This window comes from Variovorax multivorans (assembly GCF_051216835.1).
In the GTDB taxonomy this organism is placed as follows: Bacteria; Pseudomonadota; Gammaproteobacteria; order Burkholderiales; family Burkholderiaceae_C; genus Variovorax.
This window is the reverse complement of sequence record NZ_JBPJZL010000004.1, coordinates 465,064-487,579: the sequence shown is the minus strand read 5'-3', so window position 1 is coordinate 487,579 and position 22,516 is coordinate 465,064. Positions and strand designations below refer to the sequence as shown.

Sequence of the window (22,516 nt, the reverse complement as noted above, 5' to 3'; positions counted from 1 at the left end):
TTGTCTCCTTTGACTTCAACCGAAGCGGCCGGTGATGTAGTCCTCGGTCTCCTTGCGCTGCGGCTTGAAGAACATCTGCTCGGTGGCGCCGAACTCGATCAGATCGCCGAGGTACATGTAGGCGGTGTAGTCGCTGCAGCGGGCGGCCTGCTGCATGTTATGCGTCACGATGACCACCGTGTACTCATTCTTGAGTTCGGCGATCAGTTCCTCGATCTTCGCGGTCGAGATCGGGTCGAGCGCCGAGCAGGGTTCGTCCAGCAGCAGCACTTCAGGCTTGATCGCGATGCCGCGCGCAATGCACAGGCGCTGCTGCTGGCCGCCGGACAGGCCCGAGCCGCTTTGCTGCAGCTTGTCGCGCACTTCGGTCCACAGAGCAGCCTTCTTCAGGGCCCACTCGACGCGGTCGTCCATTTCGCTGGCCGAGAGGTTCTCGAACAGCTTCACGCCGAAGGCGATGTTGTCGTAGATCGACATCGGGAACGGCGTGGGCTTCTGGAACACCATGCCGACCTTGGCGCGAATCAGCGCCACGTCTTGCTTCGACGTGAGCAGGTTTTCGCCGTCGAGGGCGATGGTGCCTTCGGCGCGCTGCTCTGGATAGAGCTCGAACATGCGGTTGAAGGTGCGCAGCAGGGTCGACTTGCCGCAGCCCGACGGGCCGATGAAAGCCGTGACCTTGTTCTCGGGAATCTCGAGGTTGATGCCCTTGAGCGCGTGGAACTTGCCGTAGTAGAAATTCAGGTCCTTGACCGAGATCTTCGAGCGCGACGGTTGTGCAACGGTATTTGGCATGTTGTCTTCTTCTGCTGGGTTCAGTGTTTGTTGCGCGTCAGGACCCGCGCCAGGATGTTGAGGGCGAGCACGGCAATGGTGATCAGGAACACGCCGGCCCATGCCAGCTGTTGCCAGTTCTCGTAAGGGCTCATCGCGAACTTGAAGATCGTGACCGGCAGGCTGGCCATTGGCTGGCTCACGTCGGCGGTCCAGAACTGGTTGTTCAGCGCGGTGAAGAGCAGCGGCGCGGTTTCGCCGGCAATGCGCGCCACGGCCAGCAGCACACCGGTGACCACGCCGGCGCGGGCAGCGCGCAGCGTGATGCTGAGGATGACCTTCCACTTCGGCGTGCCCAGCGCGTAGGCCGCTTCGCGCAGGCCCGGTGGCACCAGCTGCAGCATGTTCTCGGTGGTGCGGATCACCACCGGAATCACGATCAGCGCCAAGGCGATCGCACCGGCCAGACCCGAGAAGGTCTTGAAATAGGCCACCACCACGGCATACACGAACAGGCCGATCACGATCGACGGCGCCGACAGCAGGATGTCGTTGACGAAGCGCGTGACCGAGGCGAGCCAGCCCTTGGGGTTGTATTCGGCCAGATAGATGCCGGCCATGATGCCGATGGGCGTACCCACGAAGGTGGCCAACGCCACCATCACGAACGAGCCGAAGATCGCATTCGCGATACCGCCTGCCTCGTTTGGCGGCGGCGTCATTTCGGTGAAGGTGGCGAGGGCGAGGCCGCCCACGCCCTGACGCAGCGTTTCCCAAAGGATCCAGACCAGCCAGAACACGCCGAAGGCCATCGCGGCGAGCGACAGCGTGAGCGCGATCTTGTTGACGCGGTTGCGCGAGGCAAACTTGGCCTGGCGCGTTTCGGCCAATGCCTTGGCCGCGAGAAGATTCTGAGCGGTGCTCACGATTTGGTTCCTTCGCTCTTCTTCATCTTGGCCAGCAGCATCTTGGAGAGCGACAGCACGACGAAGGTGATGAAGAACAGCACGAGGCCGAGGTACATCAGCGCGGCCTGATGCAGGCCCGCGCCGGCTTCGGCGAATTCGTTGGCGAGTGCCGAGGTAATGCTGTTGGCAGCCTCGAACACGGAAAGGGAGTTGAGCTGGTTCATGTTGCCGATCACGAACGTGACCGCCATCGTTTCACCCAGCGCCCGGCCGAGGCCGAGCATGATGCCGCCGATCACGCCAGCCTTGGTGTAGGGCAACACGACCTTGGAAACGACTTCCCAGGTGGTGGAGCCGAGGCCGTAGGCCGACTCTTTCAGCAGCGGCGGCGTCACTTCGAACACGTCGCGCATCACCGAAGCGATGAACGGAATGATCATGATCGCGAGGATGATGCCGGCGGACAGGATACCGATGCCCACTGGTGGGCCGGACACCAGCGCGCCGAGGTACGGCACGCCGCTGAGCAGCTTCTGCAGCGGCTGCTGCACCCAGGTGGAAAGAATCGGGCCGAACACCAGCAGGCCCCACATGCCGTAGACGATGGAAGGCACCGCCGCCAGCAGTTCAATGGCCGTGCCCAGCGGGCGCTTGAGCCAGTTGGGCGAGAGTTCCGTCAGGAAGAGCGCAATGCCGAAGCTCACCGGCACCGCGATCACCAGCGCGATGATCGAGGTGGCCAGCGTGCCGTAGATCATGACCAGGCCGCCGTACTCCTCCTTGACCGGATCCCACACGCTGCTCGTGAGAAAGCCAAGGCCGTACTTCGAAATGGCGGGCCAGGCGCCGACAACCAGCGACAACAGGATGCCGATGAGCATCGCGAGCGTCAGCAGCGCGGCGCCCTTGGCGGCCCAGCCGAACAGCCGGTCGGCCATCGGGCCGGAACGCGGAGCTTTCACGGGCGGCGGGGGTGCAGTAGCACGACCGCGCTCGGCCGCGAGGTCGAGAGAGGTGGTGGCGGCGGGAAAGGTGGATGACACGGGTCGCTCCGGCAAAGACGAAAGCGGCGCGTCCTGGAGCGAAGAATTGCTCATGGGCGCGCCGTCCTGGACTGAGGGGTGGATTTACTTGAACGCGACGGCCTTGCCCGACGCGTCCTTCACATCACCCCATGCCTTGGCGATGGTGGCCTTCACGGCGTCAGGCATCGGCACATAGTCGAGATCGTCGGCCGTCTTGTCGCCGCTCTTGTAGGCCCAGTCGAAGAACTTGAGCACGGTGGTCGCGTTGGCGGGCTTGTCCTGCACCTTGTGCATCAGGATGAAGGTGGCGCCAGTGATGGGCCATGCGTCCTTGCCGGCCTGGTTGGTCAGCACCTGGTAGAAGCTCTTGCTCCATTCAGCACCGGCGGCGGCGGCCTTGAATGCCGAGTCGTCGGGCGACACGAAGGTGCCGGCGGCGTTCTGCAGCTGGGCGTACGTCATCTTGTTCTGCTTGACGTAGGCGTATTCGACGTAGCCGATCGAGTTGGGCAGGCGGTTCACGAAAGCGGCGACGCCTTCGTTGCCCTTGCCACCCGCGCCGGTGGGCCAGTTCACGGCCGTGCCTTCACCGACCTTGGTCTTCCACTCGGCGTTGACCTTGCTCAGGTAGTTGGTGAACAGGAAGCTGGTGCCCGAGCCGTCGGCGCGGCGAACCGGGGCGATGGCGGCGTCAGGCAGGGCCAGCGAACCGTTCAGCGCCTTGATGGCTGGGTCGTTCCACTTGGTGATCTTGCCGAGGTAGATGTCGCCCAGAACCTGACCGTTGAGCTTCAGTTCGCCGGGCTTGATGCCCTGGATGTTGACCACAGGGATCACGCCACCGATGACTGTGGGGAACTGCATCAGGCCCTTGGCCTGCAGTTCATCGTCCTTCAGGGGGGCGTCCGATGCGCCGAAGTCGACTGTCTTGGCTTCGATCTGCTTGATGCCGGCGCCCGAGCCAACCGACTGGTAGTTGATCTTGACGCCGGTGGCCTTGTTGAAGTCGGAGGCCCACTTGGCGTACAGCGGTGCCGGGAAGCTGGCGCCAGCGCCGGTCACGTCTTGTGCGAAAGCGGGAATGGAGAACACCGCGGCCACAAGGCCGGCTGTTGCAAATTTGAACGTCGTTTTCATGAAGCTTCCTTTAGAAGTAAGAAGTAGTCCCTTTTTCGGGCTTGGACGGACTCTAAAAAGCTTGTGTGACATCGGTGTGACACCCCTCTGTCGAGGGAAAATGCCTTTATTCCCCCGGTGGTTCGTGTGACGCTGTCACATAACCGTCATGCGCCGCGCCTAGCCTTCCAAACCTCGCCATTGCGCGATCCGAGAGGTGGCGCGCCCTGTCACGGCGCTACGATCAAACACAAAGACACCCGCCTTCTTCTTCAGAACCACATGCAAAACGGCACCCGCCTCGCAGCAGTCGACCTGGGCTCGAACAGCTTCAGGCTTGAAATCGGACAGGTCGACCACGGCCAGATCCACCGCACTGAATATCTCAAGGAGACGGTTCGCCAGGGCAACGGCCTGGACAGCGCGCGCAACCTCACGGCCGAGGCCATGCAGCGCGGCTGGGACGCGCTCGCGCGCTTCGGTGAGCGCTTGGCCGGCTTCAAGCGTTCGCAGGTGCGGGCCGTGGCCACGCAAACGCTGCGCGAAGCGCGCAACCGTGAAGAATTCCTGCTGCGCGCACGCACCATTCTGGGCTTCGGCATCGACGTGATCCCGGGCCGGGAAGAGGCCCGCCTCATATATCAGGGCGTAGCGCACATGCTGCCGCACACCGACGCCTCCGACAGCGAGCGCCGGCTGGTAGTCGACATCGGCGGGCGCTCCACCGAAATGATCATCGGCCACGCCCTCGAGGCCGACCGCATGGAGTCGTACCGGGTCGGCAGCGTCGCCTGGTCGATGAAGCACTTCGGCGAAGGCCTGTTCACCGCCAGCGCCTTCCGCGCCGCTGAAGTGGCCGCCAAGGCCGTGCTCGACGACGCCCTCGCCACATACACCCGAGATCAATGGGATGTGGCCTACGGCGCCTCCGGCACCATCGGCGCCGTCGGCGACGTGCTGGCTGCGGCGGGTGGCGAGTCCGGCCTCGTTACGCGTGAAGGCCTCGACTGGCTGCTCGACCGCCTGCTCAAGGCCGGTAGCGCCGACAAGCTGCGCATCGACGGCATGCGGGAAGACCGCAAGGCCGTCATCGGCGGCGGTGTGAGCGTGCTGCGCGCGGTGTTCGACCTGCTCGGCATCCAGGAAATGAAAGTCGCCCAGGGCGCCCTGCGCCACGGCGTGCTCTATGAGTTGCTGGAACGCGACGAAAGCGTGGCCGACATGCGCACCGCCACGGTGGCGCGGCTGGCCAATCGCTTCACCGTCGACACGGCCCAGGCCAAGCGCGTGGGCGAAACGGCCGCTGCGCTGTTCGTGCAGCTCTCCCCCGCCGCGCGTGGCGGCAGTACGTCGAGCCGGGCCGGCCGGGCGTTGCGCAAGCTGGGCTGGGCAGCGCAGTTGCACGAAATCGGCACGTTGATCTCGCACAGCGACTACCACAAGCACGGCGCCTACATCCTCGACAACACCGACGCGCCCGGCTTCGCGGTGAACGAAATGCATGCGCTCGGCCAGTTGGTGCTGGGCCAGCGTGGCAAGCTGCGCAAGCTCGAAGCAGCACTGGACGATGAAACCTTCGTGATGCAGTTGCTGTCTCTTCGGCTCGCGGTGATCCTGTGCCACGCGCGCCGCGACCCCGACCCGCAGGCACTGCACCTCGCAGCGTTGGGCGCACGGGCTTTCACCATTGCCTGCGCGCCAGACTGGGCCGAGGCATTCCCACAATCGGCACACCTGCTGCGTGAAGAAGTGCTGGCCTGGCAGAAGACCAGCAGCTGGCGCGTCGAGCTCAGCGGCTGCTGAGCAGCCTCGGTAGTTAGTTAGAGCAGTTCCGGCGACTGCACCGTCACCACGACGGTCTGCACGTCGCCGTCGCGCTCGCGCGTGCGAATCCACCACAGCGCACCCTTGCGCACCGGGCAGCTGTCCTGCTTGAGGCCCAGGAGCAGGGAGATAGCCTGCCCCACCGATGGCTGGTGGCCAATCATCAGCACCACCGACTTGCCGTTGGGCCAACCGGCTGCGCCAAGCAGTGCCTCGGCCGTTGTGTCGAGCGCGAGCTCCGAGCGCAGCTTGTACTTGCGGCCCAGTGCCAGCGCAGTCTGTTCGCAACGCCGCGCGGGGCTGCAGATGATGCGCGTGCCGTCCGGCAGCTGACGGTCCAGCCAAGTGGCCATCCGCTTGGCCTGCTTTTCGCCGCGCGCGGTGAGGGAGCGCTGCATGTCGTCGCAACCCTCGGTCCAGTCCTCGGCTTCGGCATGACGCCAGAAGATCAAGTCCATGGTCATCGTCTTTCGATCGTCAGTTGCTGGATGCATCTCTGAGATGCCCTCTGGATGCGTAGCGGTTCATGAGCGCGGCCTGCGCACCGTGGGCCTCGACGACGGGCGATGCGCCCGCTTCGCCCGAATGCGTGTCGTGATCGACGCGCGTGTAGATGCCGTCCGCGCCCAGATCCCAGGCGTCGCGTCCGTCGTGCAGGTAAGCCACCAGGCACTCGTCGATCAGGCGCTGGCGCAGTCCTGGATCGGTCACGGGCCACGCAAGCTCGATGCGCCGCATCATGTTGCGGTTCATCCAGTCGGCGCTCGACAGGTACAGCGATTCGTCCTCGCCATTGCGGAAATAGAAGACCCGCGAATGCTCGAGGAAACGGCCGATTACCGAGCGCACGCGGATGTTGTCGGTGAGACCTGGCACCTGTGCGGGCAGCGTGCAGGCGCCGCGCACGATCAGGTCAATCTTCACGCCCTTCTGCCCCGCGCGGACCAGCGAGGCGATGATTTCGTCGTCGGTCAGCGCGTTCATCTTGGCGACGATGCGCGTCGACTGGCCGGCCGCCGCGGCCAAACCCAGCGCATCGATCTGCGCCACGATGTTCTTGTGCAGGTCGAACGGCGCCAGCCACATGCGGTTGAGCTTGGGCAAGCGGCTCTGGCTCGCCAGATGCACGAACACGGCCTCCATATCGGCAGTCAGCATCGGATCGGCCGTGAGGTGGCTGATGTCGGTGTAGAGCCTGGCGGTGCGCGGGTTGTAGTTACCCGTGGACAGATGGCCGTAGCGGCGCAATTGCTTGCCCTCGCGCCGCGTCACCAGCAGCATCTTGGCGTGGGTCTTCAGGCCGACCACGCCGTACACCACCTGCGCGCCGATCGATTCAAGCATCTCGGCCCAGTTGATGTTGGCCTCTTCGTCGAAGCGCGCCTTCAGCTCCACCACCACTGTGACTTCCTTGCCACGGCGTACGGCTTCGCGCAGCAGGTCCATCATTTCCGAATCGGCGCCGGTGCGGTAGATGGTCTGCTTGATCGCCAGCACCTGCGGGTCGAGCACCGCTTCGCGCAGGAAGGCCAGCACGCCCTCGAAGCTTTCGAAGGGCTGGTGAATCAGCACATCGCCGCGCTGCAGCTGCTCGAAGAACGACTGCCCGAGCGACAGCGCGACGGGGTAGGAAGCCGGATACGGCGGAAAGCGCAGTTGCGGCTCGTCGAGCAGGTCGGCCAGTTGCGTGAGCCGGGCCAGGTTGACCGGGCCATGCACGCGGTACAGCGCCTCGGGCGGCAGGTTGAACTGCGCCAGCAGGAAACTCGCAAGAGACTCGGCGCAGCTCGCGGACACTTCCAGCCGCACGGCCTGGCCATAGTGCCTGTGCTGCAGCCCCTGGCGCAACGCGGTGCGCAGGTTCTTGACGTCTTCCTCGTCCACCGCAAGGTCGGAATGCCGGGTAACGCGGAACTGCGAGAAATCGCCCACCTCGCGCCCCGGGAACATGCTCGCCAGATGCGCGCGCACCACGCTCGACAGCGCCACGAACAGCGTCTTGCCATCCGACACCTTGGCCGGCATCTTGATCAGGCGCGGCAGCACGCGCGGCAGCTTGACGATCTGGATCGGGTTTTCGCGCCCGAAAGCATCCTTGCCACCCAGTCTCACGATGAAGTTGAGCGACTTGTTGGCCACCTGCGGGAACGGATGCGCCGGGTCGAGCCCGACCGGAATCAGCAGCGGGCGCACTTCGCGCTCGAAATACTCGCTGACCCACTTGCGCTGCGCCGGATTGCGCTCGCCATGCGAAATGATGCGGATGCCGTGCGTCGCAAAAGTCGGCATCAGCTCGTCGTTGTACAGCGCGTACTGGCGCGCCACGAGCTTGTGGGCCGCCTCGGCCAGCCGTTCGAACGACTCGACCGTGTAAGTGCCCTTGTGGTCCCCAGCGCTGCCCGCGATCAGGTGCGGCGCGGCGCGGACCTCGAAGAATTCATCGAGGTTCGACGAAACGATGCACAGATAGCGCAACCGCTCGATCAGCGGCACCTCTTTGCGATGCGCCCAGTCGAGCACACGCTCGTTGAACGAAAGAATGCTGTGGTCGCGGTCCAGCAATGTGAACGTGGGTGCCGCAACGTCAAGCGACGGATCTGCGGAGGCGGGTGACATGGGCACTGATTCTGGAGCAAGCGGCACAGGAGAACACGTAGGCTGAAATATGACAGTGTCAGCCCCTCTTGTGACAGTTCCATGACTATCCCGTGACGCCTCTGAGCCAGTCGCATGCCGGCTGGCAGCGCCAAGCGTAGAAGCGGGCGGCCCGGTTTCGGGCCGGTCGGCCGCCGGCTTCATGCGCCCAGAAAGTGCTTGCGGTAGCGCGCCGGCAGATCGTCGATGCGCATCAGCATCGGCAGGTCGGCGGCGTTGAAATCCGGATCCCAGGCGGGCGCCCCAAGCACCTTTGCGCCCAGGCGCAGGTAGCCCTTGATGAGCGCCGGCGGCTCCACGTCGAGCGTGCTGTCGAGTCGCTCGACTGGCAAGGGCAGGCGGGGCTGCACCTGATACTGGATCGGTGCCATGTGCTTGGCCGACACCTGGCGCCAGATGCTGGCTGCGGCGTCACCATTCGTGACTCCGTTGTGTGACATCGGAATGCTCGCGCAACCGATCATCGTGTCCAGTTTGTTGCGGTGCATGAAGCCAGCTAGAGCACCCCAGAGTGCGAGGATCACGCCGCCCTGGCGGTGGTCGGGATGCACGCAGCTGCGGCCCAGCTCGACCATGCGCTCGCGCAGGTCGCGCAGGCGGGTGAGGTCGAATTCAGTATCGCTGTAGGTGCTGCCGACGCGGCGGGCCTGGGCAGGCGTGAGTACGCGATAGGTGCCGATGACCTGCTGGGTCAGTTCGTCGCGCACGAGCAGGTGCTCGCAGAAGTCGTCGAACAGGTCAATGTCGTGGCCGGCCAGCGGCGACGAGACCCGGGCACCCATTTCGCCGACGAACACGTCGTAGCGAAGGCGTTGGGCGGCACGCACATCGTCAAGGTGGCGGGCCCAGCCCACGGTGATGCCTTGTTTGGACTCGACGGCCGGCGGCAGGATGACAGCGGGCGCCTGGGGCACCGATGTGCGGGCAGCAGCAACAACGGTAGACACACCGGTTGCAGGAGCGGGCCACAAGGCCGCGCGCAGCCCGATCTGCGAAAGCGGAAACGTCGGGTTGGGCAGTTCTTTCATGGGGAACCCTTTCTGCCGAGGGAGTCTCCGCACCTGCGATGAAGCGGGCATGTCAGGAACATTGCAGGCACGTGACGTTGTTACAGCCCAAAGCCGCCCGTGAAACGCCTGCAAACCGCTTGGCGCCGCTTCGTCGTCTAATGCGGTGGATTCGCGAAATGGAGCTTCCACACATGGCCACCACCAACGCAACCGGCACCGACAGCAGCCGCCTTCACCAGACTTTTCCAGTCCTCAGTGACACCGAGATTGCGCGCATTGCACGCTTTGGCAGTGTTCAGCAGTTCGCACGGGGCACCAGGCTATTTACAGCAGGCGAAACCGGCCCCGGCATGTTCGTGCTGCTGAAAGGCGTTGTCGCTGTAACGCAACGCGACGGCCTCGGCCATGTGGTGCCGATCGTGCGGCAGGGTCCAGGCGAATTCCTGGCCGAAGTCGGCCAGCTGAGCGGCCGCCCTGCCCTGGTCGACGGCCACGCCGACGAAGACGTCGAAGCGCTGCTCGTATCACCCGCGCAACTGCGCGCGCTGCTGGTGGCCGAAGCCGACTTGGGCGAGCGCATCACCCGCGCGCTGATCTTGCGGCGCGTGGCGCTGATCGAGTCCGGCGCCAGCGGCCCGGTGCTGATCGGCCAGCCGCAGTCGCCCGACATGGCGCGGCTGGAAAACTTCCTTCGCCGCAACGGCTATCCATATCACTTGGTCGACGCCGCCGAAGACCCCGATGCGGCTGCGTTGCTCGCGCAGTACGGCGCCAGCAAACTGCTGGCCGTGTGCCCCGACGGCTCGGTGCTGGTCAACCCGGCCGACGAGGCGCTGGCGCGCTGCCTCGGCATGGTCGACACCGCCGAGCGCAACGAGCTGTTCGACGTGGCCGTTGTCGGCGCCGGGCCGGCCGGCTTGGCAACTGCGGTCTACGCTGCCTCGGAAGGCCTGCGCGTGATCGTGCTCGACTGCCGCGCCTTCGGCGGCCAAGCCGGCGCCAGCGCGCGCATTGAAAACTATCTGGGCTTTCCGACCGGCATTTCGGGGCAGGCGCTCGCGGGGCGCGCATTCGTGCAGGCGCAGAAGTTCGGTGTCGAGATGCTGATTCCGGCCAAGGTCGTGTCGCTCGATTGCTCGCGCGAAAACCCGCTCGAAAGCCTGGCCATTGCGCTGGCCGATGGCCGCACGATCCACGCGCGCACGGTGGTCATCGCCAGCGGTGCACGCTACCGCCGCCCCGATGTTCCACGCCTCGCCGAATTCGAAGGCCGCGGTGTCTGGTACTGGGCGTCGGCCATCGAGGCGAAGATCTGCTCGCAGCAAGAAGTGGCGCTGGTCGGCGGCGGCAACTCGGCCGGCCAGGCCGCTGTGTTCCTGTCGCGCCACGCGGCCAAGGTCAACGTGCTGGTGCGCGGGCCGTCGCTGGCGGCCAGCATGTCGCGCTACCTGATCGACCGCATCGAGGCCACACCGAACATCTCGCTGCAGCCGCACACCGAGCTCGTGCGCCTGCATGGCGGCTCGGACGAAGGCCTCACCGGCGCGACATGGCGCTGTCACACCTCAGGCAACGAACACGACTGCGCGGCGCGCAACATCTTCCTGTTCGTGGGTGCGGAGCCTGAGACTTCATGGCTCGACGGCTGCGGCGTGGCGGTCGACAAGCACGGCTTCGTGCTGACCGGCGCCGCAGCCAGCAGCGGCTTTCCGGCGCGGCCGTCCACGGCGCTCGAATCGAGCGTATCGGGCGTGTTCGCCGTGGGCGATGTGCGCTCGGGCTCGGTCAAGCGTGTGGGCGGGGCCATTGGTGAAGGAGCGGCCGCGGTCGCGCTGATTCATCAGCACCTGTCGCAGGCCTCGGCGGTAGCCTGAGGCGCGCTCAATCAATCCATCGTCAAGACAAAGGAGCCCCACGTTGCCCATCAAACCCTGCGACCACGTGCCCGCCGAGATCGCGCAGCCCCATGACCAGCACGGCCAACGCGGCTGCGAAGACTGCCTGAAGACCGGCGACACCTGGGTCCACCTTCGCCTGTGCGTGCACTGCGGCCATGTGGGCTGCTGCGATTCGTCGAAGAACCGTCACGCAACAAGGCATTCGCACGCCGAAGGCCACCCCGTCATCCAGTCGCTCGAGCCTGGCGAAGACTGGATGTGGTGCAACGTGCACGAGAAGCAGGTCGGCTGAGGTCCCGCCGAGCAGATTGCTGCGAATTCCCGCGCCTGCACGCGTTTGAACTCGCACGTATAAGCTGCCGGGCTCGCATCACATCCACAGGAGTGCCAGACAACATGCCTGCATCGCCCATCGAGGTCTATTCGTGGCCCACGCCGAACGGCCACAAGGTTCACATCATGCTGGAGGAGTGCGGCCTGCCCTACCACGCGCACCCCGTGAACATCGGCAAGGGCGACCAGTTCGCGCCCGACTTCCTGCAGATCAGCCCCAACAACAAGATCCCCGCCATCACCGACCCCGACGGTCCGGACGGCAAGCCGATCTCGCTCTTCGAGTCAGGCGCCATCCTCGTCTACCTCGCGGGCAAGACCGGCAAGTTTCTGCCCACCGGCGACCGTGAGCGCTACGACGTGCTGCAGTGGCTCATGTTCCAGATGGGTGGCGTCGGCCCGATGCTCGGTCAGGCGCACCACTTCCGCCTGTACGCGCCCGAGAAGGTCGCCTATGCGATCGACCGGTACAGCAACGAGGCCAAGCGCCTCTACGGCGTGATCGACAAGCAGTTGTCGAAGAACAAGTTCATTGCCGGCAAGAGCTATTCGATTGCCGATATCGCCATCTTCCCGTGGCTGCGCAGCTGGGAAAACCAGGGCATCACCCTCACCGACTTTCCGCGCCTGAAGGACTGGTTCGACGGCATCGCTGCACGTCCGGCCGTGCAGCGCGGCGTGAAGGTGCTGGCCGATCTGCGCCAGCCGATCACCGGCGATAAAGAACGCGAGATTCTTTTCGGCAAAACGCAGTACGAGAAACGCTGACTGAGAAACTTCGGAAACCGGCCAATATCCGGGCTAGAATAGAAGGCTTGTCGGGGTGTAGCGCAGCCTGGTAGCGCATCTGGTTTGGGACCAGAGGGTCGAAGGTTCGAATCCTTTCGCCCCGACCATAAAAATGAAATGCACACAGTCACCAGCGGGCTGTGTGCATTTTTCGTTTTGGATCGTGGAGTGCAGCGAGCCAAGGTGTGGAACTCGGTAGAATCCGCCGCTGCTGCTTAAGAGAAAAAGCTCCTAAGTCATTGATTTTCTTGGCTTCTCTCCAGCCTGAAATCTGCCCGTAGCTCAGTTGGATAGAGCACCTGCCTTCTAAGCAGGTTGTCGGGGGTTCGATCCCCTCCGGGCAGGCCAATCCAGTCCTCCACGAAGCCCCACAAGGCTCCACGAGCACCCACTATCCCTCTGCAGAAGCCCTTCCTTTTGCTCCACGAGCAACCACGATGAACCGGTGAGATTCATCAATCTTGGGGGAACAAACGGGGGAACGAGTACAGTTTCGACCCCTGTCGTCGAATCTGTTCCCCCATGCTTACCGACACCGCCTGCAAGAAGACCATTTGCCCCGCCGATAAGCTGCGGTTGCGCCTCGCCGACTCCGGAGGCCTCTACCTGCAAATCGAGCCGGGCGGCTCGAGGCGTTGGTTCTGGAAGTACCGCTTCGACGGCAAGGAAAAGCGTCTCGCGCTGGGCAGCTACCCCGCAGTGACGCTCAAAGCTGCACGCACCGGCCGTGACGACGCACGCAAGATCCAGCAGCAAGGCATCGATCCCGCACAGCGCCGACAGCTCGAAAAGCTTGAACGCAAGGTCGATACCGACGCCAGCTTTGAAGCTGTGGCGCGCGAATATCACAAGACCAAGAGTTCGTCATGGAGCCCGCGCTACGCCGAGCGCTGGATTTCGATCATGGAGAAGGACGCGTTCCCCTGGCTCGGCAGCCTGCCCCTGTCCATCATCACGGCCCCCATGCTGCTGCAGGTCCTGCGCCGCATCGAGGCCCGCGGCGCGCACGAGACAGCGCACACGCTACGCCAGTGGTCTGGCCAAGTATTCCGCCATGGCATCGCCACCGGCCGGTGCACCACCAACCCGGCACCCGACCTGCAGGGCGCGCTGGTGCCGGTGCAGGTCAAGCACATGGCCGCGGTGCTGGAGCCGGTGAAGGCCGGCGAGCTGATGCGCGCGATCGCCGCCTACGCTGGCCAGCCTGCCACGCGCGCAGCGCTGCACCTCTCCGCCCTGCTCTTCCAGCGGCCCGGCAACATCCGTCAGATGCGCTGGGCGAATGTCGACCTCGAGAAGGCGATGTGGACGATTCCGGCGGCCGACATGAAGCGAACCAAGACAGCGAAGCTCAATGGCCGGCCGCACCTGGTGCCGCTGCCGACGCAAGCAGTCGAGATCCTGGAAGACCTCAAGCCGCTCACCGGCCATGGTCAGTATGTGTTCCCGAGCTTGCTCACCGGCGAGCGTCCAATGAGCGACAACACGGTTAACACGGCGCTGCGCCGCATGGGCTTCGACAACACCGAGATGACAGCTCACGGCTTCCGCGCGATGGCGCGCACCATCATGGTCGAGCAGATGGACATCGAGCCTGATGTGATCGAAGCGCAACTCGCCCACGGGAAGAGCGGGCCGCTGGGAGCGGCATACGATCGCGCAGAGTTCGTGGTGAAACGCCGAAAGATGATGCAGCTATGGGCCGACCACCTGGACGAGTTACGCCAGGGCGCCAAGATCATCGCCTTCAAGGCTGCTTAGCCTCCCTGATCGAAGCCTTTGCGCTAGCGATAAGTGCTGTCTTGTGGCATTGACATGCTGCTGATCGCAAAACCCCGTGTCAGAGACGAAGTTTGTGGGGGAACAAAGCCTCTTACGGACTTGAGGTCCAGCCGAGGGCAACCATCGTTGCACCGAAGCCGATGGTCCTCGACTCGTCCACACCTACCCCGTCGAAAATCTACGTCGGGAGGCCAGAAGAATAATCTTAAATCTCGATCCTGTACAAACCAGTCGAGTGCCTGAGGCAGCCGAAAATGCAATTCCTTTGCGCCGTTCGTAAGAGCCGCTTGGAGCCTTTATCGCAGAGGTCATGATTCTTTTGATTGATCTCACGGCTTGACGCGCCCAGCTTGAATATCTGCCGTCTCAACAAGCACCGCTTCCTGCTCTTCCACCCGATGCAACCAGGTCATAAATGTGTCCGACATGACTTGATACCTGATTTTATTATTTGCATCTAATGAAGCAGACATATCTGGAAGCGAAACCTCTGGACGCTCTCCTTTTTCCCACGGAGCCTGCAACGCATAAGATGAAGAGGAGTTAGCCAACTCGGAATAAATCTCATACTTTCTGCGAAGCGCAGTTAAGGTAACCCGCTCGCCAGTACCAACCAGCCCCCTGAGCTCGTGTAGCAAAGAGCGAAATGATCTCCCAAAGTAATTTGGATTGTTAACCCCCGAATCCAATTCTTTAACTGCATCAGCATACTGCCTTGCGGCAGATCGGAATTCCCTTCGATCTGTGAACAGCTTTCGGTACTGGTAACTTGCATCACGAGCTCTCATCAGACGATCTACAACTTCCCAACTGAGTTGCTCGCGCGTCTCCGCGCGCTTTGATTCAATTTTCGCGGCCTCCTGCATTCTGGTAAACCACCAAGATCCTGATGCCACCAGAACGCTGGAAAGAAACCAAATCCCTAGCGACGTATTGAAAAAGCTCCACACTCCTGCCCAGAATGAAGTCGGTTTCTTCTTTGCGTCTGTAAGTGACGTGCGAACTTCCTCTCTGTAAATCTCCTCGAGACGGATTCGTTCTTTGGCATCGTCACTAAGCACGGGTGATGACGCGGCCCGTTCTGGCTCACTGGGCATGCAATCCCTCCTAATGGTTGGACACGCAGCAAACGCAGACTGCTCGCTGCTACCGTATTCCAACACCAACGTTGCCACTCGCCAATGCGGTAATTACCTTGCGATTGGAGCGTAAGAGGAGGCGCCAACGCTAAGGATCAAACCCTACTAGGTGGAATCCGATTTCCTCAGGGCGCGAGAAGCGCCCTATCGTTCTCAACGGTATCGAGCAGAAGCTGCAATTCGTTGTCTCGCCCTTCAACAACGAGTCGACCTCGTTCAAGAAGCTCTCGACTTCGTGCAGCCATGGCTGCGAGGACTGCGGATCGATCTGCAACACGCTGGCAGGCAATGGCGTCGGTTGCGGCTTGGTCCCGATCAAGGGCGGCGAAGTCGTCGTATTGCTTGCGCAACCGGTCACGCTCAGCAGCAACAGTGCGGCGGCGATCATCCAAAGTCTTGAGGCGGGTTTCGAATGCATTTACGTTCTCCTGTTGGGTCTTGGCGTGGCTCGCGACGAGCGCCACAACGCGCTGCAGATCGGCGAGAGCGGCCAGTGCGCGCGCCGTGTTTTCTTTGGCGCGATCGGCCTTCTCCGAAGCCAGATCTGCACGCGCACCGGCGGCACGCGTGCGCTCAATGCCGGCTGTGGCCAGCGCCGCCACGAGGCCCAGGCCAAGGACCCAGAGCAGAGGGGTTTTCAGGTCAGGGAAGATCATGGCAACCCCAGGAAGGCGCGGGCGGCCTGGTGGTGGTCTTCCCACTCAGCCCGGAGTTGGGCGCGCTTGGCCGGCGTGCCGCGAGCGTAGGCGCCAGGTCGCCAGGCGCGCAGGTACAGCTGCCATGCGGCCTCGGTGTCGGTCACGGGCGGCAGCGAACCAGGCTCAGTCCACAGCAGCAGACGCGCCAGGATCGCCGCCAGCACATCATCGTTCTCGATGGCCGTCCAGATCGCCCAGGCGGTGAAGGCCACGCCGTGGGCCGTGCACGCCGCGCGCGCGAGGTCCTTGCTGGCCGGGTGGGTCATGGCGCCCGTCACCATGCCGCCGCCCTGCTCGCCCTGCCAGAACGACCGCGCCGGCCCCTTCTTCTTCGGATCATTCAGCACTTGCCACCGGTACTCGAACTTGGACTCCTGCAGGCCGATAGTCAGCAGCTCGGCGCACGCCTCGATGGTGTTCATCTTGGCGGGGAGCCACGCTAGCGCAGGGTCAATCGCCGTGCGGGTGATTTCGTCGAGGGTCATGGGGTGATCTCCGGGAAGTCGGAAAGCGGCGCTGGCGCGGTGGCCGAGGCCGGCGGCTTGTCCTTGCGCCAGGCGTGGCCACTGAAGATGAGGCCCAGCAGCAGTGCCGCCGCGATGGCGAGCGAACCCCATTGCGGCCACTCGTTCCACCAGGGCTGTGCGGCCGAGGCGATAGCACCGCCGATGTAGCCGGCGTACTCGCTCTGAACGTGCAGCAGGACGGAGCCCTGCATCGTGTTGAGACGGCACACCGAGATGACCACGATGGCGACGCACAGCCCCACGTTGACCAAGGCCATCAGGTAGAGGTCGGTCATGGCGTGTCCTTTCCACTGCCGGGCGTGGCGCCGCGCGCGAGATCCATCAGGCCGTACAGCAACTGAACAGCCTTTGCGAGCAGCCTTGGCCAGCCGTCCCCGATGAAGCCGATCAGCAGTGCGATCGGCGCCAATAGAACGCGAGGCGCAAGATCAGGCCGGAAGACGTTGACGGCAGCCGCAGCGCCGACGGTCAAGATGACAGCCAAGCCCACGACGCGAGTGAAGAACCACAAGGCCCGACCCCGGGTAGATTTCTCACGTCGCGCAAGCGCGAACGAAGCACCGATGGCCGATGCCACCACGATGACCAGATAAGGCCCAATCACCTCGGCAGCCTCCCGCGAGAAAACGGTTGCAGCGATCAGGACACCTAGGGCGACGATGTCGGCAAGAGGTTGCTGATTCATCGGCGCCTCACTCGGGCAATTGCAGAACGGGTAGCAGCGCGATCAGCTCGTCCTTGGTCGGCTCGTCGAGGGTGCCGGCCTCCACCTGCGCCAGCACCAGGTAGCACTTCGCATAGACCGCGTCCATCCACGTCCCGAAGGCCACGCCCTCGGCGTGGAAGGCGCTGTTGGGTAGCGCCGCGCGCAGCGAGGCCGACAGGATGCTGTCGTAGCCCTTGGCGTTCGCTGCGGCGTTCAGGTGCCGGTCGACCTCCGCCAGCAGCAAGGACTTGCGCCGCTCGAACGGCGGCGCTGCCGGCGTGCCAGGAATGCCGCCGGCGGCCTTCCATTCCTTGAACCGCTGGTAGTCGGGGTTGTCATCGACCAGGGGGATTTCGGCGTTGTCGGCCTCGCGCAGGATGTAGGTGGTGTGTTGGGTGTACATGGTCAGAGCTCGCAGGAAGCCATCCAGGAACCAATCCAGGCGACAGTGCCGGTCGTGGTGGGGGTGCAGTACCAGGTGACGCCGTCAGGCGTCGGCGTGCGCGCGTCGAACACGGTGCAATTCGTGTTCGCGGCGATGGTGTAGGTCATGGTGGGCGTCGTCCACTTCGTGGCCTTGAAGGGGATGCGCACGGCAGTGCCGTTGCTCGCGGTGTTGTAGGCCTGCAGTTCGCCGCTACCGGTCTCGAGGTACTTCTGGCACTCGAACAGCTCAATGGCAGGAGTCCGCCGATCAAACGTCGTCACTGCCGTGCCCTGCTCGACCTGCACGCGCGTGAAGGTGCCGGGGCCCATCTCGATCGGGAGGTTCGAGCCGGCCCCCACGCCCGACGCGGTGACGCCGGACGCCGCGTAGGCGGCACCGTTCAGCTTCGCCTGCGAGGTGCCAGACCACGAGGCCACATACGCGCCGCCTTCGACCTTCGGGCCGTGGATCACATGCACCAGCGAGCCCGACGTGATCGTGATGACAACGTCGATGCCGACCGTGGCGAACGTGTACGTACAGCCGGCCGCGCCGGCCTTCCACTGGTCGTGGCCGTACACCCCGGCCGCCAGCACCACAGTGCCCGCCTTGGACCGGGTGTTGATGGTCAGCGTGCGGTTGTTGACCAAGTTGCGATTGCTGAACGGCCCGGCAGTCCCGAATCCCAGCGCCGCGCGCGCCGCTGCGACTGTGCCATTCGCGCCCAGCAAGCCGCTGGTGCCGAACAGGCATTCCCAGAGCTTCGCGAAGCCGCTGCGCGCAGTCGCGTTACTGGGGGTCGAGCCGCTGCCTACGATCTCGTCTTTGTTGGGTGGTGCTGGCATGGTTGGCCTTTCAGAAATGAAAAAGGCCGCCCGAAGGCGGCCAGAAGGTCGAAGTGAAGAGGACTAGTAGCCCTTGAGGGTCACGTCGACGGTTGCGCCGCCGACCAGGACATGAGACGAGTTGTAGGCACCGATGTAGACGGTGCGGTCATCCGTCCGTTCGAACTCGGCGGTGACGGCGCTGCTGCCGCCTGATTGCAACGTGATTTGCACGTTCGTGATCTTGGTGAACATCTTCGTGTACTCCACCAGCGTGCCGCCGGCATCGATCGGGAGATCCGAGATCACCTCCTCGATGTCGGGCGCGTCGATGGTCAGCACCAGCTGCTTCAGGATGCCGCGCGTCGCGCCGGCGCCGATCTTCACGCGGAACTGGTAGACATCGTTCGCGGCCACAAGCTGGCCAGGCCATGGGCTCCAGCTGCCGGCGGCGCCGTAGAAGGCATCCGCGTCGTCGCCGTAGAAGGAGTCGCTGTCCGGGCCGTAGAAGACGCCGGGCCCGGCCAGGCGGTAGTCGATGCGCAGGTCAACACCTTCGACCTCGGCGGCAATGGTCATCTTCGAGCCGGCGAGCGCCGAACTGATCGGCACGTCGTTGGTGACGTAGACCATCTCGCTGTAGGCCTCGGCCTTGTAGAACGGATCGGTGTCGCCGCCGTAGAACGTCTGGTCGTCCGAGCCATAGAAGGAGTCGAGCGGATTGGCGGTGGGGTCACCCGACACCAAGGTCCAACCGCTTTGCTCGCCCAGCGCGGCCGGCCAGCCCAGGGCCTTGAAGTCGAACAACTCGACGACGTTGGCGATCGGCGGGTCGCCCAGGTCCGTCACGACCACACCGGGCGCGAAAGACTGGTTGCCGCTGGTGTCCTGCGCTTTCACCATGATGGTGGCCACGCCGCCCGGCCGCATCTCTGGCTCCCATGGGCTTTCGGTGACCAGCCCCGAGTGCAACGGCGCGGCGCTGTTCCAGTCGAGGTTCTGCCCGTAGTGGAAGCGGAACACGAAGCCGGCCAGGTCGGGCACGCGCCGCGACAGGCTCCACGAGAGCACATTGCCCGAGATCGTCAGATTCTCGATGTCTGGCGGAGGCTCGGTCTTGCCGATAACTTGGTGCATCTGCTGCACGCCCCAGTCGCTCGATGCCAGGCCGTTCTTCACGCGCACTTTCACCAGGATCAATGCACTGTCATCGACACCCGTGAACTTGGCTTGCGTGGCATCACCAGGCGACTCGATGCTGACCCACGGGCCGTCCGGCAATACCCGGTATCGCAATTCAACCGTGCCTCCATTCAAAACGGAGTTGTCCAAGATCGGCGACCAGGTGACACGCACACCGTTGACGATGGTCCCGTCCGTCTGGACGATCAACTCATCCTCGCCGCTACTGATCGATAGGATCTGCGGCGGGTAGATCTCCCACGGCTTGGGCAGCCCGGTATTCGGCGCGTAGCCGCCGGGCAGGAAGCCACCCCCGACTGCAAAGATTGCTGAAGTCGTCTCTTTCAGCGTCAAGACGACTCGACCGTCCGGATTGAATGTCCTGCCCATCACACGGAACTCTTTCGCGTTCCAGCCGTAGCGCGCGATCGTGAGCGTCACCCCATCGAACAACTCGAGCGGGTATGCCTTCATCTTGAACGAGAGCGTGACCGTCAGCGGATCTCGGCTGTCGCGGAGCATCACTTCTGCGATGTGGAAGGCCTGCGGCGCGTAGAACACGGCCGGCATGGTCACTTCCTGCGAGAGTTCAGCGCCGTCCGCCGCGACCAACGCGTCTGCGCGGTAGGGCGTGATCGGGGTCTCGACATAGTTCGCGGCCTGGTCCCAGATGCGGATCGCCACCGTGTTGAACTTCTCGTTGCGCGGGCGATGCGGACTGATCGTTGTCGAGTTCTGCGACACCGATCCGTCATTGCTGCGCTGCACCGTCGCCAGGTCGTGCTCGTAGAGGTGAAACACCGGAAGCTGGTAGACGCCTGCCCGCACGAAGTACTCACCAGCCGCATATGCCCACTCACCGCCCATCGATTGGGCCAGGTCGTCGAGGACATCGCGCGCCGGCGAGCCGAAAGGAACAACGATGGCTGCGCGGTACAGGTTTACCAGGTCAGTCCCGGTGTAACTCACGGCCTGCGCGCATGCGTTGGTCGCGGCGATGATCCGCGCGTCCTCGGCCGTGGTCAGCGACGTGCGCTTTCCGAACTGTGGATGAAGCATGACGTGCCGCATCAGCAGCGGAGGCATCTCTGTCCACTGCGTCACACCAGTGCGCGGGTCGTACACCTTGGCGCCTCGTACCCTCGCCGTCACGGTCGGAATGCCAGACGGCAATGCGCCATCGTTGTAGGCGAAGTGGCATACCAGGTAGGCAACGCCTGCAGCCCGATGAGCCTCAGTCCAGATGCCACCAAGCATCGCGACGAGCTCACCGTCAGCAGGTTGGTCTGGCGAACCAAGGTGCTTGATGATTCGAACGAATGACTGGAATCCGGAATACTGGTAATTGACCGTGTACACCCAGCCAGCCAGCGGATTGACGATCGTCACGTTCCGACCGTCAACGGTAACCCCCACTTCGTGAAAGCCAAGCGCGAAAGGCGGAGCCTCGACCGCAGAAACAGAGCCTGGGATCGGGTCATGATCCAGCGTGAAGGTCGTAGACGTTGATGTCTTAGACCCATCGAGTGTCGCGCTGCGCCCGTATGGCGCCGTGATGACCTGCCCCAGATCGTTGATCTCGACGGGTTGATCGTTCAGGTAGATCTGTTCGTAGGCGTCGATCTCGTGCGAGGCCATGGCCACGCACATGATGAACAGCTCTTTGTACTGACCAACGCTTGTCTTGAAGAAGACGTGGCCGCCCTTTCGCACCGTTCCTAGCACCAGTTCGCGCTGCGCTACCGTGCTGGGCACGTTGGCCAAGCGGTCTACCTGAGCCGCATCGAACTGCGCGCGGGCTGTCCGCTCCGCCTTGCGTTTCTGGTAGCTGCTCAGAGCTAGCGTACCGACCAGCGTGATGGCGTAGGCCGCCACCAGAATGCCAGTGGTCACGCCCGTCCCCAGGATCGCAGCGATCCCGTATGCGATTGCCTGTGGCATTAGATTTTCCAGGCCGCGAGCGCGGTGTCCATGCCAAGGCCGACCATCCCAAACTCGCCCGGCGCCATGACGTTGACGCCGTTGCAGACCCCGAGCATTTCCCGGCCTTCATTCATCACCAGCACCACATCTCCAATGCCTGCCAACAGCGGGGACACTGGATCTCCGAGGTACGTGGCGGCGAGCGTCTTCAGATCGCCGGCTTCAGCGATGCGACGAAGCGCCCCCACCTCGGTGCTGTATCGCTCGACACCGGCCATCGGGTTGACACCGCTGATCGCCTCCACCGCGGCGGCAGCGAACGTGCAGCAGTCATTCGAGCCCCATGCAAAGGGCATGTTTGCGCGCGCCTTGCCGAAGTCGGAAAAGCGCTGTTGCCAGTCTTTGAGTCTCATCAGCGGCTATCTATGTAGTACTGCTTGGTGGGCCATACGATCGGCACGTTGGCCTGCGAGACCACGAATTCGAAAGCCCGATCACCGGGATAGAGATATTGCTGGTCCGCGTTGCTGGTCGTGAGTGCGTTGCCACGAAGCAGGTCAACCGCCGAACTCTCGGCAGTGACTGTGATCGTGCAGGTGTCGCCGTCTTCCTCGATGGATAGGGTGTCCACACGCCCGTCCCAGTCGATCGGCGCATCCAACACAGTGCCCCCATCCATGATCGCCAGCCTGATGGTCAGCGGAGCCCCCTGCACGATGCTCGAATCAGCGAGCGCCAATGCAATGGCCTCCGTCGAAACACCGGACATGGTCAACTGAAGGCCGCGCACCTCGTCCGGGCCGTCATCGATCGGGCTGACACTGCCAAGCCCTGCCGCCCCGAGATATGTCACTCCGCCGAAGTCGATTGGGCTATTCGACGAATTGAGCGCAATCGGCAACCCCGCAAACTGGAAATAGATCAACTGAACAATCGTCAACTCAGGGGCGGCCAGCGCAGCCACCGCGGGTGCCGG

General features: G+C 63.6%; 22 protein-coding genes and 2 tRNA genes. 7 read left to right on the top strand and 17 right to left on the bottom strand.

Annotated features, from left to right (window positions below):
- Positions 1 to 15 precede the first annotated feature (15 nt).
- From pstB to pstS, 4 genes are read right to left on the bottom strand one after another with little or no spacing between them, the layout of a single operon-like run.
- Positions 16 to 795, bottom strand: coding sequence for a phosphate ABC transporter ATP-binding protein PstB (gene pstB / locus ACSFCA_RS12685; protein WP_021007056.1), 780 nt, complete (start codon positions 793 to 795; stop codon positions 16 to 18).
- Between the two features lie 20 nt (positions 796 to 815).
- Positions 816 to 1,700, bottom strand: a complete 885-nt coding sequence (gene pstA, locus ACSFCA_RS12680) for a phosphate ABC transporter permease PstA (protein WP_258349622.1) — start codon at positions 1,698 to 1,700, stop codon at positions 816 to 818.
- On the bottom strand, positions 1,697 to 2,779 hold the full coding sequence (gene pstC / locus ACSFCA_RS12675; RefSeq protein ID WP_093054317.1) for a phosphate ABC transporter permease subunit PstC: 1,083 nt from the start codon (positions 2,777 to 2,779) through the stop codon (positions 1,697 to 1,699). Before pstC ends, pstA begins: the two co-directional genes overlap by 4 nt.
- A 30-nt stretch (positions 2,780 to 2,809) precedes the next feature.
- Positions 2,810 to 3,844, bottom strand: a complete 1,035-nt coding sequence (gene pstS / locus ACSFCA_RS12670; RefSeq protein WP_093054315.1) for a phosphate ABC transporter substrate-binding protein PstS — start codon at positions 3,842 to 3,844, stop codon at positions 2,810 to 2,812.
- A 261-nt stretch (positions 3,845 to 4,105) separates the two neighbouring features.
- On the opposite strand from pstS, the gene ACSFCA_RS12665 reads away from it, so the two are divergent.
- Positions 4,106 to 5,626: a Ppx/GppA phosphatase family protein gene (locus tag ACSFCA_RS12665; protein ID WP_258349623.1), complete on the top strand. Its 1,521-nt coding sequence runs from the start codon at positions 4,106 to 4,108 to the stop codon at positions 5,624 to 5,626.
- Between the two features lie 17 nt (positions 5,627 to 5,643).
- Here ACSFCA_RS12665 and ACSFCA_RS12660 read toward each other — a convergent pair whose 3' ends face one another.
- Genes ACSFCA_RS12660 through ACSFCA_RS12650 form a run of 3 tightly spaced genes read right to left on the bottom strand, consistent with a single transcriptional unit; the run spans position 5,644 to position 9,330 of the window.
- Entirely contained in the window at positions 5,644 to 6,105 is a 462-nt protein-coding gene (locus tag ACSFCA_RS12660; protein WP_435459836.1) for a SixA phosphatase family protein, read from the bottom strand.
- Positions 6,106 to 6,124: 19 nt separating this feature from the next.
- On the bottom strand, positions 6,125 to 8,446 hold the full coding sequence (gene ppk1 / locus ACSFCA_RS12655) for a polyphosphate kinase 1 (protein ID WP_435459762.1): 2,322 nt from the start codon (positions 8,444 to 8,446) through the stop codon (positions 6,125 to 6,127).
- On the bottom strand, positions 8,443 to 9,330 hold the full coding sequence (locus ACSFCA_RS12650) for a GNAT family N-acetyltransferase (RefSeq protein ID WP_093075064.1): 888 nt from the start codon (positions 9,328 to 9,330) through the stop codon (positions 8,443 to 8,445). The genes ppk1 and ACSFCA_RS12650 overlap by 4 nt, the downstream gene beginning before the upstream one ends.
- Before the next feature lie 173 nt (positions 9,331 to 9,503).
- Between ACSFCA_RS12650 and ACSFCA_RS12645 the strand changes: the two genes are divergently transcribed.
- The 6 genes from ACSFCA_RS12645 (at position 9,504) to ACSFCA_RS12620 (ending at position 14,093) form a co-directional block, all read left to right on the top strand.
- Positions 9,504 to 11,186 (top strand): FAD-dependent oxidoreductase, encoded by a 1,683-nt coding sequence (locus ACSFCA_RS12645; RefSeq protein ID WP_258349625.1) that lies wholly within the window; start codon positions 9,504 to 9,506, stop codon positions 11,184 to 11,186.
- 43 nt (positions 11,187 to 11,229) lie between these two features.
- Positions 11,230 to 11,502 (top strand): UBP-type zinc finger domain-containing protein, encoded by a 273-nt coding sequence (locus ACSFCA_RS12640; protein WP_375338385.1) that lies wholly within the window; start codon positions 11,230 to 11,232, stop codon positions 11,500 to 11,502.
- 104 nt (positions 11,503 to 11,606) lie between these two features.
- Complete coding sequence (locus ACSFCA_RS12635; RefSeq protein ID WP_435459761.1) at positions 11,607 to 12,311, top strand: glutathione binding-like protein; 705 nt, start codon at positions 11,607 to 11,609, stop codon at positions 12,309 to 12,311.
- 51 nt (positions 12,312 to 12,362) lie between these two features.
- Positions 12,363 to 12,439, top strand: a tRNA-Pro gene (locus ACSFCA_RS12630).
- 164 nt (positions 12,440 to 12,603) lie between these two features.
- A tRNA-Arg gene (locus tag ACSFCA_RS12625) sits at positions 12,604 to 12,680 on the top strand.
- Positions 12,681 to 12,854: 174 nt separating this feature from the next.
- The gene (locus tag ACSFCA_RS12620) at positions 12,855 to 14,093 is read left to right on the top strand and encodes a tyrosine-type recombinase/integrase (protein WP_435459760.1); all 1,239 of its coding nucleotides are present in this window, start codon (positions 12,855 to 12,857) and stop codon (positions 14,091 to 14,093) included.
- 350 nt (positions 14,094 to 14,443) lie between these two features.
- Here the strand turns inward: ACSFCA_RS12620 and ACSFCA_RS12615 are convergent, their stop codons facing one another.
- The 10 genes from ACSFCA_RS12615 to ACSFCA_RS12570 form a co-directional block, all read right to left on the bottom strand.
- Entirely contained in the window at positions 14,444 to 15,211 is a 768-nt protein-coding gene (locus tag ACSFCA_RS12615; protein WP_435459759.1) for a hypothetical protein, read from the bottom strand.
- A 167-nt stretch (positions 15,212 to 15,378) separates the two neighbouring features.
- Positions 15,379 to 15,909 (bottom strand): hypothetical protein, encoded by a 531-nt coding sequence (locus tag ACSFCA_RS12610; protein WP_435459758.1) that lies wholly within the window; start codon positions 15,907 to 15,909, stop codon positions 15,379 to 15,381.
- The gene (locus ACSFCA_RS12605; RefSeq protein ID WP_435459757.1) at positions 15,906 to 16,436 is read right to left on the bottom strand and encodes a hypothetical protein; all 531 of its coding nucleotides are present in this window, start codon (positions 16,434 to 16,436) and stop codon (positions 15,906 to 15,908) included. The genes ACSFCA_RS12610 and ACSFCA_RS12605 overlap by 4 nt, the downstream gene beginning before the upstream one ends.
- Positions 16,433 to 16,753 (bottom strand): hypothetical protein, encoded by a 321-nt coding sequence (locus ACSFCA_RS12600; protein ID WP_435459756.1) that lies wholly within the window; start codon positions 16,751 to 16,753, stop codon positions 16,433 to 16,435. Before ACSFCA_RS12600 ends, ACSFCA_RS12605 begins: the two co-directional genes overlap by 4 nt.
- Positions 16,750 to 17,163 (bottom strand): hypothetical protein, encoded by a 414-nt coding sequence (locus ACSFCA_RS12595; RefSeq protein ID WP_435459755.1) that lies wholly within the window; start codon positions 17,161 to 17,163, stop codon positions 16,750 to 16,752. The genes ACSFCA_RS12600 and ACSFCA_RS12595 overlap by 4 nt, the downstream gene beginning before the upstream one ends.
- Positions 17,164 to 17,170: 7 nt before the next feature.
- On the bottom strand, positions 17,171 to 17,587 hold the full coding sequence (locus ACSFCA_RS12590) for a hypothetical protein (protein ID WP_258349634.1): 417 nt from the start codon (positions 17,585 to 17,587) through the stop codon (positions 17,171 to 17,173).
- 2 nt (positions 17,588 to 17,589) lie between these two features.
- Entirely contained in the window at positions 17,590 to 18,456 is an 867-nt protein-coding gene (locus tag ACSFCA_RS12585) for a hypothetical protein (protein WP_435459754.1), read from the bottom strand.
- Between the two features lie 63 nt (positions 18,457 to 18,519).
- A complete protein-coding gene (locus ACSFCA_RS12580; RefSeq protein ID WP_435459753.1) occupies positions 18,520 to 21,558 on the bottom strand; it encodes a phage tail protein in 3,039 nt (1,012 codons plus the stop codon).
- Positions 21,558 to 21,953 (bottom strand): DUF6950 family protein, encoded by a 396-nt coding sequence (locus tag ACSFCA_RS12575; protein ID WP_435459752.1) that lies wholly within the window; start codon positions 21,951 to 21,953, stop codon positions 21,558 to 21,560. Before ACSFCA_RS12575 ends, ACSFCA_RS12580 begins: the two co-directional genes overlap by 1 nt.
- Positions 21,953 to 22,504, bottom strand: coding sequence for a hypothetical protein (locus ACSFCA_RS12570; protein WP_435476800.1), 552 nt, complete (start codon positions 22,502 to 22,504; stop codon positions 21,953 to 21,955). Before ACSFCA_RS12570 ends, ACSFCA_RS12575 begins: the two co-directional genes overlap by 1 nt.
- Between the last annotated feature and the right edge of the window lie 12 nt (positions 22,505 to 22,516).